Origin of the sequence: Salinivibrio sp. MA607, from assembly GCF_001996245.1 — a bacterium.
In the GTDB taxonomy this organism is placed as follows: domain Bacteria; phylum Pseudomonadota; class Gammaproteobacteria; order Enterobacterales; family Vibrionaceae; genus Salinivibrio; species Salinivibrio costicola.
The window spans coordinates 60,911-73,053 of record NZ_MUFJ01000002.1; the positions used below are offsets into that span (position 1 = coordinate 60,911).

General features: G+C 50.5%; 14 protein-coding genes and 1 tRNA gene. 10 read left to right on the plus strand and 5 right to left on the minus strand.

Translation table 11 applies throughout. The features are described from left to right. Window positions 1–45 precede the first annotated feature (45 nt). Window positions 46–1,410 (minus strand): Do family serine endopeptidase, encoded by a 1,365-nt coding sequence (locus BZG81_RS01470; RefSeq protein ID WP_108743207.1) that lies wholly within the window; start codon window positions 1,408–1,410, stop codon window positions 46–48. A gap of 69 nt (window positions 1,411–1,479) precedes the next feature. After that, window positions 1,480–1,884, minus strand: coding sequence for a Z-ring associated protein ZapG (gene zapG, locus BZG81_RS01475; protein WP_077660139.1), 405 nt, complete (start codon window positions 1,882–1,884; stop codon window positions 1,480–1,482). A gap of 243 nt (window positions 1,885–2,127) precedes the next feature. On the opposite strand from zapG, the gene zapE reads away from it, so the two are divergent. The 8 genes from zapE to sspB all read left to right on the plus strand — a co-directional run bounded on the left by zapE (window position 2,128) and on the right by sspB (window position 8,519). Continuing rightward, on the plus strand, window positions 2,128–3,234 hold the full coding sequence (gene zapE, locus BZG81_RS01480; protein WP_077660169.1) for a cell division protein ZapE: 1,107 nt from the start codon (window positions 2,128–2,130) through the stop codon (window positions 3,232–3,234). 230 nt (window positions 3,235–3,464) lie between these two features. Beyond that, complete coding sequence (rplM, locus tag BZG81_RS01485; protein WP_025674468.1) at window positions 3,465–3,893, plus strand: 50S ribosomal protein L13; 429 nt, start codon at window positions 3,465–3,467, stop codon at window positions 3,891–3,893. A 13-nt stretch (window positions 3,894–3,906) separates the two neighbouring features. Next, the gene (rpsI, locus tag BZG81_RS01490) at window positions 3,907–4,296 is read left to right on the plus strand and encodes a 30S ribosomal protein S9 (RefSeq protein ID WP_021022657.1); all 390 of its coding nucleotides are present in this window, start codon (window positions 3,907–3,909) and stop codon (window positions 4,294–4,296) included. Between the two features lie 380 nt (window positions 4,297–4,676). Next, window positions 4,677–5,267, plus strand: coding sequence for a ubiquinol-cytochrome c reductase iron-sulfur subunit (gene petA / locus BZG81_RS01495; RefSeq protein ID WP_021022656.1), 591 nt, complete (start codon window positions 4,677–4,679; stop codon window positions 5,265–5,267). Next, entirely contained in the window at window positions 5,267–6,535 is a 1,269-nt protein-coding gene (locus BZG81_RS01500; RefSeq protein WP_021022655.1) for a cytochrome b, read from the plus strand. The genes petA and BZG81_RS01500 overlap by 1 nt, the downstream gene beginning before the upstream one ends. Next, entirely contained in the window at window positions 6,532–7,269 is a 738-nt protein-coding gene (locus BZG81_RS01505; RefSeq protein ID WP_077660138.1) for a cytochrome c1, read from the plus strand. The genes BZG81_RS01500 and BZG81_RS01505 overlap by 4 nt, the downstream gene beginning before the upstream one ends. 87 nt (window positions 7,270–7,356) lie before the next feature. Next, the gene (gene sspA / locus BZG81_RS01510; RefSeq protein ID WP_077676591.1) at window positions 7,357–7,995 is read left to right on the plus strand and encodes a stringent starvation protein SspA; all 639 of its coding nucleotides are present in this window, start codon (window positions 7,357–7,359) and stop codon (window positions 7,993–7,995) included. Then, window positions 7,995–8,519, plus strand: a complete 525-nt coding sequence (gene sspB / locus BZG81_RS01515; protein ID WP_077459889.1) for a ClpXP protease specificity-enhancing factor — start codon at window positions 7,995–7,997, stop codon at window positions 8,517–8,519. The genes sspA and sspB overlap by 1 nt, the downstream gene beginning before the upstream one ends. A 134-nt stretch (window positions 8,520–8,653) precedes the next feature. Here sspB and pyrI read toward each other — a convergent pair whose 3' ends face one another. The 3 genes from pyrI to argF form a co-directional block, all read right to left on the minus strand. Beyond that, complete coding sequence (pyrI, locus tag BZG81_RS01520; RefSeq protein WP_021022651.1) at window positions 8,654–9,121, minus strand: aspartate carbamoyltransferase regulatory subunit; 468 nt, start codon at window positions 9,119–9,121, stop codon at window positions 8,654–8,656. Continuing rightward, entirely contained in the window at window positions 9,118–10,062 is a 945-nt protein-coding gene (gene pyrB / locus BZG81_RS01525; RefSeq protein WP_021022650.1) for an aspartate carbamoyltransferase, read from the minus strand. The genes pyrI and pyrB overlap by 4 nt, the downstream gene beginning before the upstream one ends. A 214-nt stretch (window positions 10,063–10,276) precedes the next feature. Next, complete coding sequence (gene argF / locus BZG81_RS01530; RefSeq protein ID WP_077676592.1) at window positions 10,277–11,284, minus strand: ornithine carbamoyltransferase; 1,008 nt, start codon at window positions 11,282–11,284, stop codon at window positions 10,277–10,279. Between the two features lie 322 nt (window positions 11,285–11,606). Between argF and BZG81_RS01535 the strand changes: the two genes are divergently transcribed. Together BZG81_RS01535 and BZG81_RS01540 are read left to right on the plus strand one after the other, a co-directional pair. Beyond that, entirely contained in the window at window positions 11,607–11,849 is a 243-nt protein-coding gene (locus BZG81_RS01535; protein WP_021022648.1) for a hypothetical protein, read from the plus strand. Between the two features lie 155 nt (window positions 11,850–12,004). Continuing rightward, window positions 12,005–12,080, plus strand: a tRNA-Ile gene (locus BZG81_RS01540). The last annotated feature ends 63 nt before the right edge of the window (window positions 12,081–12,143 follow it).

The following is a 12,143-nucleotide window of genomic DNA, read 5'->3' on the forward strand; positions in this document are numbered from 1 at the left end:
GCCGACGTGGCAGGCATCAATATTAAGGTGTGAATAGACGCCGGTTTATCGAATCACGAGATAAAGCGAGCTGTTATCACGCACAATATTAAGGGCGAGCACACCCGGTTTATCCTCGAGCAGCTTGCGCAGATCGCCCAAGCTCTCTACTTTGTGTCGATTGACGCCAATAATGACATCGCCCGCGCGTAGTCCATATCGAGCGGCAAGCGAGCCTTCTTCAATCGTGGCAACTTCGACACCTGCTGGTTTCGCATCATGGTTTTTCAACTCTGCGCCAGCCAAAGCTTTGTGCAGGTTATCCGCTTTGGTTTGCGTTTGAGCTGCTTCTTTAAGGGTTGTTTCCATCTCGAGACTTTCACCGTCACGAATTACGCCGAGCGCAACGGTTTTACCTGCCCCTAACGTCGCAATTTTGGCGCGTAACTCACTAAAGCTGCGAATACTCTTACCGTTGACAGAGACAATAATGTCACCGGCTTTGAGCCCGGCATCGTCAGCGGCAGATTCAGGCATTACCTGACTAACAAAGGCGCCGTGCTGGGTGGCGAGCCCAAAGGCATCGGCTAACTCGGCGGTCAATTCCCGGCCAGTCACGCCAAGCATGCCGCGTCGTACCGAGCCATATTCGATGATTTGGTCGACCAAGCTTTTCGCCATATTCACCGGTATCGCAAAGCCAATCCCGACATTGCCGCCGTTCGGGCCCAAAATCGCGGTGTTGATCCCCATCAGTTCACCATTGAGATTGACCAGCGCGCCGCCGGAGTTGCCACTGTTGATCGCCGCATCGGTTTGAATAAAGTTCTCGAAGTTTTCTAGGTTCAAACCACTGCGCCCCAGTGCTGAGATGATCCCCGAGGTGACAGTTTGTCCGAGCCCGAATGGGTTACCAATCGCAACGGCAAAGTCACCAACACGTAAACGATCCGAATCAGCGAGTGGAATTTGCGTCAGATCTTTCGCATCTTCATCGAGCTGCAACAAGGCAATATCAGACATTTCGTCGCTGCCGATCAGGGTCGCATCGTATTCGCGGCCATCTTTGAGTTGGACACGGATCTCATCCGCATCATCAATCACATGATGGTTGGTCACGATATAACCTTTATCGGCATCAATAATCACCCCTGATCCCAAACCACGAAAAGGGCGCTCTTGGACTTGCTCAGAGGGGGCATTGGGACCAAAGAAAAACCGAAATGCATCAGGAATACGTTGCTTAGACACCTTGTTGCCTTCCACCGCAATACTGACCACGGCTGGTGAGACTTTTTCCAACATTGGCGCCAAACTGGGCATGGCTTCACCGCTAACCGCTTGAGGCAAGGCGGCATAGCTCGGTAGAGGAGAAAAGGCCGCGCCAAGAGTCAGCGCGGCGACGCTAATTGCGAGTAAAGACTTTTTCATCATGGGTTAACTCCAATTGTCGACGTACCAATTGAGAGTGGGGGCAATCTGAAAAAGTTCAATCCTCGATCAGCTGGCGCGCGAGCCTTCGTCGCTTTTTAACAAGCCCGAGGCGCTGCCAGAATAGTCACGAGGTGGATGACTGGCGGTGTCTACTTCCAGGTTGGTGATTTTCCCTAGACGCTTGGCAAAGGGATTATCTTGGTCGGGCAAGTCAGGCATCAGATCCGACGATGTCTTGGCCATATGTTGATAGAGCTTATTGTAGTCTTTCGATAAGGTATCAAGCAGTTCAGCACTTTGCGCAAAGTGATCCACCAACTCTTGGCGGTATTGCTCGAGCTCGTAACGTGACTTTTCTAGCTCCCTTTTCATATTTTTTTGTTGTTTGAGATCGCGCGTGGTCAGACGGGCAATAAAAAAGCCCACCGCGATACCGATGACGAGAAAGATCAGGCTATTAATCCAGGCCATAACTGCTCCTTGTGCTCTCACATTGACTGAACACCCTGGGTATCCGGGAGTCAGTCAGGGCAAGCGAAATCACTTGCCTACGTATAATAATATCGTACATCTGCTGGTGGCTTAGCAAGATGAAACGTGTGTTCACTATACATGCCAGATCGCGAACGTGGTACTCCTATACGCGCGTATTTCTCTTTCTCGCTCGCGTGTTACTATGAAAACGATGGCGATAACCAACGAGGCTTTCAAGGAATGACGCCCTTAGAACATTATAATAACGATCTGACCCACCACCATTTTATCGAAGACCCCGCGCAACGTATGGCGGTCGAGAAACTCGATGAGCTCTACCACCGTTTACTCGCTCATCCCATCACCTCCACTACGCCGGAAAAGCGCAGCTGGTTGCCTTGGCGAAAGCGCGAACCGGCCTCTGTAACCCCAGTAAAAGGCCTATACTTTTGGGGCGGTGTGGGACGCGGGAAAACCTATTTAATGGATACGTTTTTTCATGCACTCCCTTTTGATAACAAAATGCGCATGCACTTTCATCGCTTTATGCATCGGGTACATCAAGAGCTAAGAATACTGGATGGCGAAGCGGATCCATTGCCGCAAATCGCCGATAAGTTTGCACAAGAAACCCGCGTGCTGTGTTTTGACGAATTCTTTGTCTCGGACATTACCGATGCCATGATCTTAGGGACCCTGATGGAAGCGCTATTTGCCCGCGGGATCACCTTGGTCGCGACCTCAAATATCGTGCCTGATGAACTGTATTGGAACGGGTTACAGCGCGCACGCTTTATGCCCGCCATTGATTTAATCAACCAGCACTGTGAGGTAGTCAATGTTGACTCAGGCGTTGATTATCGCCTGCGTACTCTGACCCAAGCGGCTATTTTTTATCACCCGCTTGGCGATACTGCTACCGAGACGATGCAGGCGTATTTCAAAAAACTCAATGGGGAAGGGGGGCAGCGCGACCAAGTGATAGACGTAAATAACCGCCCGCTACATACCATTGAAAATGGCGATGGCGTGGCGCATTTTAGTTTTGCTGAGCTGTGTCAGTCCGCTCGCAGTCAAACCGACTACATGGAAATTGCGCGGCTTTATCACACGGTATTAGTCGCTGACATGCCGCAATTACACAGTACACAAGACGATGCTGCGCGTCGGTTTATTGCGCTGGTAGACGAGTTTTATGAGCGTAGCGTCAAACTCATTATTTCAGCGGCGGTGCCACTCGATAGCCTCTATGATGGCGACCGTTTAGCGTTTGAGTTTAAGCGTTGCCAGTCACGCCTGATTGAAATGCAAAGCCATGACTATCTCGCATTGCCTCATTTGCCCTAAGGCTGTCTGCTGGCGAACAGTCAAACAATAACCAACTGAGAAAAACGGCGGAATTTTTTTGCGAAAAGGAGGTGATTTTTTCTCCACTCTTCCCTATAATCTCGCGACCCACCGTTACTGTTGAAAGGCTTTGGCCGGGTGTACCACCACTCGAAGGGGTGATGTATGGACGCTTAACAGTGGGAGCTTAGGCTCCTGAAGTGAAACTTATTAATCGGGTAATTATTAGCATGAAAACTTTCGTTGCTAAACCAGAAACTGTAAAACGCGACTGGTTCGTTGTAGACGCTGAAGGCAAAACGCTAGGCCGTCTGGCCACTGAAATTGCAACGCGTCTGCGTGGCAAGCACAAGCCAGAGTACACGCCTCACGTTGACACTGGTGACTACATTGTTGTTATCAACGCTGAAAAAGTGGCTGTAACTGGCCGCAAAAAATCTGACAAGATGTACTACAGCCACACTGGCTACATTGGTGGCATCAAGTCAATCAGCTTTGAAAAACTGATCGCGCAAAAACCTGAGCTGGTGATTGAAAAAGCCGTTAAAGGTATGTTGCCACGCGGTCCTCTAGGTCGTGCTATGTACCGTAAACTGAAAGTTTACGCAGGTTCTGAGCACAAGCACGCGGCACAACAACCGCAAGTACTAGACATCTAAGAGGAATAAAGCAATGGCAGAACAATACTACGGCACCGGCCGTCGCAAAAGCTCCGCAGCTCGTGTCTTCATCAAGCCGGGTAGCGGCAACATCGAGATCAACAAGCGTTCTCTCGACACTTACTTCGGTCGTGAAACCGCTCGCATGGTTGTTCGTCAGCCACTTGAGCTGGTAGAAATGACTGAGAAGCTTGACCTGTACATCACCGTTTCTGGTGGTGGTATCTCTGGTCAAGCAGGCGCAATCCGTCACGGCATTACTCGTGCCTTGATGGAGTATGACGAGTCACTACGTCCTGCACTACGTGCAGCTGGCTTTGTGACGCGTGATGCGCGTAAAGTTGAGCGTAAGAAAGTGGGTCTTCGTAAAGCACGTCGTAGCCCGCAGTTCTCGAAGCGTTAATCGACGTTATCGTCAGATTTGCTACAAAAAGCCTGGTGTTCACGCCAGGCTTTTTTTATGCAATTTTTTCTGATGTAAAAAGGTAGGGCATTACCTCTTTATTCCCTTTTAAAACAGTGTATAAGCGCGCACTTTCCAACATTTTTATTACCCTTTACATAATTCTGTGCACACCGCTCACATTTGTTACAAAAAGGTAGCTTTATCTTGTCAAAAAGTAGGGTTTTCTCTATCATCTAGCCGACGTAATAGCAGCTAAGATTTAATCGAACTGATCCCAGTCAGCCGTTATTACATATTCGTTTTTAAGTAAGCCGTACGCTCCATGGACGCAAAGGACAAAATAAAAATCCAAGCGGGAGCACATGGGAGAATGTTGGATGAGCAATGCGCCAGTGAATACCGGCCGACGCCGCTTCCTGACTGCGACGACGTCAGTTGTTGGCGGTTTAGGGGCCGTAGCAGTTGCCGTGCCTTTTATTAAGTCATGGAACCCAAGCGCGAAAGCCAAAGCGGCGGGCGCGCCGGTCGAAGTCGATATCAGTAAGCTGCAAGACGGACAAATGATCCGTGTCGAGTGGCGAGGAAAACCTGTGTGGATTGTGCGCCGTAGCGACGCCGTGGTTGAGGAGCTTTCAAGCTTTGAAGACCAATTGCGCGATCCGCAATCAGCACAGCCGCAACAACCGGAATATGCAACCAACCAGCTCCGCTCTATTAAACCTGAAATTTTTGTCGCGGTTGGTATATGCACCCATCTTGGTTGTTCACCAACCTATCTACCAGACAGCTTCAGTGAGCAAGTGAGTGGAGTGAAAGCCGGGTTCTTTTGTCCGTGTCATGGGTCAAAATTTGACATGGCTGGACGTGTCTTTCAAGGCGTACCTGCACCACTTAACCTGGTCGTTCCACCTTATATGTACTTGGACGACAAGCGAGTGCTGGTGGGACAAGATGAGGGGGCTGCGTAATGGAAAGTTTTGCTAACTGGATTGAGAAACGCCTTCCCGCGATGAATGCGTATCGCAAGCACATGACCGAGTACCCAATGCCGAAGAACTTTAACTTCTGGTATATGTTTGGTGTGCTCGCGATGATTGTTCTGGTTAACCAAATTGTTACCGGGATTTGGCTAACCATGAACTACAACCCTTCAGCGGAAGGTGCGTTTGCCTCTGTTGAATACATCATGCGTGATGTCGAGTACGGTTGGCTGCTCCGATATATGCACTCCACTGGGGCCTCGGCGTTCTTCGTGGTGGTGTACCTGCACATGTTCCGCGGCCTCATTTATGGCTCGTACCAGAAGCCGCGTGAGCTACTGTGGCTGTTTGGGATGCTGATCTTCTTGGTGTTAATGGCAGAAGCCTTTATGGGCTACCTGCTGCCATGGGGACAGATGTCTTACTGGGGGGCACAGGTTATCATCTCCTTGTTTGGTGCGATTCCTGTGATTGGTGATGACTTAACGCTTTGGATCCGCGGTGATTACGTGGTATCAGGCGCAACCTTGAACCGCTTCTTTGCGCTTCACGTGGTAGCCTTGCCGATTGTCTTGCTGTTGTTAGTCGCGTTGCACGTGCTAGCGTTGCACGAAGTGGGCTCTAACAACCCAGATGGTATCGACACCAAACTGCCTAAAGGCGAAGCGGATGACGATGGCCAGCAGTCACAGTTTACGTTCCACCCTGATTACACCAAAAAATATAAGATCATCGACTCGATTCCTTTCCATCCATACGGCACGGTGAAAGATCTCATTGGCGTGGGTGTGTTTGGTATCTTGTTCGCGTATGTGATTTTCTTTAACCCTGAGATGGGCGGTTACTTCCTTGAGCCACCGAACTTTGAGGCCGCGAACCCGCTGAAGACCCCTGAGCATATTGCTCCGGTTTGGTACTTCACGCCCTTCTATGCAATTTTGCGTGCGATTCCTGACAAGCTGATTGGTGTTATCGCCATGGGTGCGTCGATTGTGGTGCTGTTCTTGTTGCCATGGTTAGATCGTTGTCGCGTGCGTTCGTATCGCTACCGTAGCAAACTGCACTTGGCAAACATTGTGCAATTTGTGATTGCGTTTGTAGCTCTCGGCATTCTGGGCGCGTTGCCAGCGACTCCAACGTACACCTTGCTGGCGCAGATCTTCAGCTTCTGTTACTTCATGTTCTTTGTGCTGTTGTTCTTCTACAGCAAAAATGAGGCAACAAAACCGCTACCAGAGAGGGTGACATTCAAATGAGAAAATGGATTGTAATCTTGTGCGCGCTGTTGCCCTCTTTGGCAATGGCCGCGGGCGGTAACGTTCACTTGGACGACGCCAACAACGATTTAACGGATAAAGCCTCATTGCAACGTGGCGCAAAAATGTTCATGAACTACTGCTTCGGCTGTCATGCCACGCAGTATCAGCGCTATCAGCGTGTCGCAGAAGATCTGAACATTCCACAAGACTTGATGGAAGAACACCTGATTGTCGACAAGAATGCGGACTATGGTGAGTTAATGACTAACGCCATGAGTCAAGAGTCGGGTGCACAGTACTTCGGTGCGCCAGCGCCTGACTTGACGCTGGTCGCGCGTGTACGTGGTACTGACTGGATCTATACCTATCTGCGTTCATTCTATGTTGACCCATCGCGTCCGTTTGGCGTGAACAATACGGTATTCCCTAACGTGGGCATGCCGCATGTGCTTGAAGAGCTTCAAGGCACGCCTCGTAAGGTTTACGAAACACGCATGGTGGATGGTGAGCCGGTTGAGGAATTTGTCGGTCTGAAGTCTGACGGTAACGGCGAGCTGAGTAAGGGCGAGTATGATAATGCCGTCCGAGACTTGGTCAATTTCCTCGAGTATTCCGGTGAGCCGGTGAAGCTTGAGCGCCAGCAACTCGGTTGGTGGGTGATCGGTTTCTTCGTGGTATTCTTGATTTTGGCTTACTTCCTCAAGAAAGAATATTGGCGCGATGTGCACTGATCGGTTAATCTAGTGTGTTGCTAATCCGCAATGGGGACTTGTAGTCCCCATTGCTTTCTATTGATATTGAACATCCTGGAGGGGTTGATGGCTGTTGCTGCCAATAAACGCTCGGTGATGACGTTATTCTCTGACGCATCTGATTTATATAGTCATCAGGTACGCATCGTCCTCGCAGAGAAAGGTGTCAGTGTAGAAATCGAGCTGGTGGATACGAATAATCTGCCAGAAGATCTGGTTGACTTAAATCCTTATAACTCTGTTCCAACCTTGATTGACCGTGAGTTAGCGCTGTATAACGCAGACATCATCATGGAATACTTGGATGAGCGTTTCCCTCACCCGCCATTGATGCCGGTTTATCCTGTCGCGCGTGCACAAAGCCGCTTGATGATGTATCGCATTAAGCGTAACTGGTATACCTTGGTGGATCAGATCATGCAGGGCAGTGCGGATGAGGCGGATAAAGCCCGTAAGCAATTACGTGAAGAGCTCCTGGCTCTGGCGCCTGTCTTTGCCGAAGATCCTTACTTCTTAAGTGAAGAATTTAGCCTTGTTGATTGCTACTTAGCGCCACTTTTATGGCGTTTACCTGCACTGGGTATCGAACTGACCGGTCAGGGCTCGAAGCAAGTCAAAGACTACATGACGCGTCTGTTTGAGCGTGATTCGTTTCTCGCCTCACTGACAGAAGCTGAACGTGAAATGCGACTAACAGGTCAATAATGTCTACATCTGAATTTGCCATGACACCGCGCCGTCCTTATTTGGTTCGGGCGTTTTACGACTGGTTACTGGACAACGATCTCACGCCACACATTGTGGTCGATGCGACCTTACCAGGAACGCAAGTACCGTTTGATTACGTTAAAGACGGGCAAATTGTACTGAACATCGCCCCGCGAGCAGTCGGTAATCTTGAACTCAGTAACGAGCATGTGTGTTTTAACGCGCGCTTTGGCGGTAAACCGCAGCAAGTGATGGTGCCAATGGCAGCCGTGCTTGCACTGTATGCGCGTGAAAATGGCGCCGGGACCATGTTTGAAATGGAGCCTGCCTACGCCAACGCTGATGACGAGATGTTCGAGGACGAGACGTTCGAGCCGGCACCGACCGAAGAGGACGAGCCATCGCTTGTCTCTGTTGACAGTGTTGACGATCCAGACGCACTGCCACAGGCCGATGACGAACCAGAAGCGCCAGCGGCGCCGAGTAAAAAAGGCAAGCCGACGCTTACCGTGGTGAAATAACCACTTGGCAGGTTAAACGATGACAAAAAACCAGCACCTCGATGCTGGTTTTTTTTATGTGTTACGCGCGCGGCAGGCGCAGTGCAAGCGCGCCCGCAACCGAGCACCCTCGCACTAGGGCTAGACAGCGAGGACTAGTGACGCTCGGTCATGATCTCGCGTGAGAATACCTTCTCACAGTACTTGCAGCAGAGCTTCACATCGTCGGCCTCCGTGAGCACTCGGAATGAGCTATCGACAGCCGGCTCGCCATGGGTAATGCAGTTAGAGTTTGGGCAGCTAAACACCCCTTGAATCACCTCAGGCAATGTCAGCGGCAGCTTGGCGACCACTTGATAATCTTCAATTTGATTCACCGTTGCCTGTGGCGCGTACAGGGCAAGCTGACTGGCTTGATCTTCGCTGATTACCACGTTCTCGATTTTGATCAAATCTTTACTGCCGAGCGCCGACGAAGGCAGATTCAAACCAATGGTGATCCGCTGATCGCTACCATGCATTTGAAACAGGTTTAAGATCTTAAAGCCAATGTGCGCGGGGATATGATCAATCACAGTGCCGTGGCAGATCGCTTCGACTTGTAGTTTATTATCCGTGCTCATTTTGCAACTCCTTCAACCTGTTCATTTAACACCAGCGCGAGTAGAGCCTCTCGGGCATACACCCCATTTTCTGCTTGCTCAAAGTAATACGCGTGCGGGGTTTTATCGACATCAACGGTAATTTCATCCACGCGTGGCAGCGGATGCATCACCTTCATATTCGGCTTGGCATCACGCAGCATGCCGGCACTTAAAATAAACGCTGATTTAATGTGGGCGTATTCTGACTCATCAAAGCGCTCTTTTTGCACCCGTGTCATGTAAAGTACATCTAACTCAGGCACCACATCGCTAATGCTACTGTGCAGGCTATACGGGTGGCCGCCCGCGGCAAGCTCATCAAGCAGGTGCTCTGGCATGGCGAGTGCATCAGGAGCGATGTAAAAGAAGCGGTTGCCCTCGAACTTTGATAACGCCTGGGTCAGCGAATGCACGGTACGGCCGTATTTGAGATCTCCCACCATGGCGATATTTAAGTTATCCAAGCGGCCCTGGGTTTCGTAAATCGAGAACAAATCGAGCAAGGTTTGGGTCGGGTGCTGATTCGCGCCGTCGCCACCATTCACCACCGGCACGCCTTCAGAAAACTCCGACGCTAATCGCGCAGCGCCTTCTTTTGGGTGACGCATGACAAAGCCATCAACGTAAGAAGAAATCACACGGACCGAATCAGCCAAGGTTTCGCCTTTTTTGCCTGACGAGGTATTGCCGCCGTCGGGAAAGCCAATTACCGAGCCGCCAAGGCGCTGAATCGCGGTTTCAAAGGACAACCGCGTGCGGGTTGACGCTTCAAAAAAGCAGCTAGCAATCACTTTATTTTTTAACAGCGTCGGGTTCGGGCGGGCTTTAAGTTCGCCCGCCGTGGCAACGATTAACTCTAGCTCGTCGCGGCTGAGCTCGGGAATGGAAATAATATGTTTGTGATAAAGCGTATTGGCCATAACGCGAGTCCCTTTCTTTGCAGTGTGCTACAGGCAAAAAAAAACCTCCGAAACGGAGGCTTTTACGATCACGACCAATGCGAATGCCGTCCCGCGATGGGGCGGATAAATCGCTGTTTGTGGGTGGAATAACCAACATAACTTCTGGCCGTGTAGTGAAATCTGGCCGAATTATACGCCCCTATTTGTGCTGTGCAAGCAAAAGTGCAATCGTTTACGCGCTTGCTTTGACGAGTGTGGCAATCATCACAGCCTTGATGGTATGGAGGCGGTTCTCGGCTTGATCAAAGACGATCGACTGCGCCGATTCAAATACCGCGTCGGTCACTTCCAGGCCATTGAGCCCGTATTGATCGGCAATTTGTTTACCCACGCCGGTCTCGTCATTATGAAACGCGGGCAAGCAGTGCATGAACTTGGCATCTGAGTTCTCGGTGGCGGCCATCAAACCGGGGTTGACTTGATAAGGGGTGAGATCCGCCACCCGCTGCGCCCAAACCGATTCTGGCTCGCCCATCGACACCCAGATGTCGGTATAAATAAAATCACAGCCTTTCACCGCCGCCGTATCTTCCGTGAGTGTGATCGTTGCTCCAGTACTGGCGGCAATATCTTGGCAGGTGGCAATCAAATCCGCCTCAGGCCAATAGGCTTTAGGACCAATCAAGCGTAAATCCATCCCCATTTTGGCCGCGCCCACCATCAACGAATTGCCCATGTTATTGCGCGCATCACCCAAATACGCAAAGGCGATTTGATTGAGCGGCTTGTCACTGTGCGCTTGCATGGTGAGTAAATCCGCCAGCACTTGAGTGGGGTGAAAGTCATCGGTAAGGCCATTCCACACCGGCACACCAGCATGGGCGGCTAAGGTTTCCACCACCTCTTGACCAAACCCACGATACTGAATGCCATCGTACATTCTCCCTAACACCCGCGCGGTGTCCTTCATGGTCTCTTTATGGCCAATTTGGCTGCCGCTGGGGCCGAGATACGTGACTTGTGCGCCTTGATCAAACGCCGCCACTTCAAACGCACAGCGGGTGCGGGTTGAGGTTTTCTCAAAAATCAGCGCAATGTTTTTGCCCGTCAGCTGTGGGGTTTCCTCACCACAGGCTTTGGCCGCTTTAAGGACGGCGGCATCATCAATCAGATCGTGGATTTGCTGAGGTGACAAGTCGAGTAAGGTGAGCAGTGATTGCTGGTAGAGGTCGCTTTTCATATTTATCCCTAAATAACGCGCTAAATTGAATATTAAATCGATATTTATGTTTAATTATTCTCTGATAGTAAAGTGCGTGTCAACAAGATGCAAGCGACAAAACCGAGCGTAAAGGCCATCAATTAACCATTAACACACCGTTTTGAAGGTTTTCTGACCGCAGGAGGGGGATTTAATCAAGGACTGACAATGCTGATAAATTGGCGACAAACGACACAATCCTTTTACCGCCTTATAGCGAGGGAATGACAGGCCAGTGCGACGAGTGCGAGATAGTGTTTCTGTCCTCAAGGGCAACGACACTATTAGGAAGGAGAACACCATGAAAACACACAACCAAGCACTGACTCTGAGCGCACTGATGATGATAGTTGGCCTAGCGGGCCCGGCAATGGCGAATGACGAGCCTATGCAGCCTGCAGACGGCCAGCCAGCGGTAACCTGCCCTGAAGGTGGCACGGATTGCGACACCCAGCCAATACCAGAAGACGACAACAGCGCCTGGCCACCGGAAGAAGAAACCTGGCCCGCCGATGACAACAGCGAAGACCCCGCCATGCAGTAAGTGGTGTCACAGAACTCAGTAAGCAAAGCATGAGTGCCGTCACACTGGCGGCGCTTGTTTTGCCACCACTGCGCTAAGTGCTCAAAAACCATACTGAATTGACCCCCTTACAACTAGACACCCTGTTTGCCTTCCCCTATAATCCCAATCCATTCGGCCCCTTAGCTCAGTGGTTAGAGCAGTCGACTCATAATCGATTGGTCCCCAGTTCAAGTCTGGGAGGGGCCACCAGATTCTAGAAGGTTAGTAAGCGTAGTGTTTACTAACCTTTTTTTGTACCTGACGATTTTGGGT

Coding starts and splice junctions, on each gene's coding strand:
- BZG81_RS01470 (WP_108743207.1), bottom strand. CDS start 1,410: ATGAAAAAGTCTTTACTCGCAATTAGCGTCGCCGCGCTGACTCTTGGC.
- zapG (WP_077660139.1), bottom strand. CDS start 1,884: ATGGCCTGGATTAATAGCCTGATCTTTCTCGTCATCGGTATCGCGGTG.
- zapE (WP_077660169.1), top strand. CDS start 2,128: ATGACGCCCTTAGAACATTATAATAACGATCTGACCCACCACCATTTT.
- rplM (WP_025674468.1), top strand. CDS start 3,465: ATGAAAACTTTCGTTGCTAAACCAGAAACTGTAAAACGCGACTGGTTC.
- rpsI (WP_021022657.1), top strand. CDS start 3,907: ATGGCAGAACAATACTACGGCACCGGCCGTCGCAAAAGCTCCGCAGCT.
- petA (WP_021022656.1), top strand. CDS start 4,677: ATGAGCAATGCGCCAGTGAATACCGGCCGACGCCGCTTCCTGACTGCG.
- BZG81_RS01500 (WP_021022655.1), top strand. CDS start 5,267: ATGGAAAGTTTTGCTAACTGGATTGAGAAACGCCTTCCCGCGATGAAT.
- BZG81_RS01505 (WP_077660138.1), top strand. CDS start 6,532: ATGAGAAAATGGATTGTAATCTTGTGCGCGCTGTTGCCCTCTTTGGCA.
- sspA (WP_077676591.1), top strand. CDS start 7,357: ATGGCTGTTGCTGCCAATAAACGCTCGGTGATGACGTTATTCTCTGAC.
- sspB (WP_077459889.1), top strand. CDS start 7,995: ATGTCTACATCTGAATTTGCCATGACACCGCGCCGTCCTTATTTGGTT.
- pyrI (WP_021022651.1), bottom strand. CDS start 9,121: ATGAGCACGGATAATAAACTACAAGTCGAAGCGATCTGCCACGGCACT.
- pyrB (WP_021022650.1), bottom strand. CDS start 10,062: ATGGCCAATACGCTTTATCACAAACATATTATTTCCATTCCCGAGCTC.
- argF (WP_077676592.1), bottom strand. CDS start 11,284: ATGAAAAGCGACCTCTACCAGCAATCACTGCTCACCTTACTCGACTTG.
- BZG81_RS01535 (WP_021022648.1), top strand. CDS start 11,607: ATGAAAACACACAACCAAGCACTGACTCTGAGCGCACTGATGATGATA.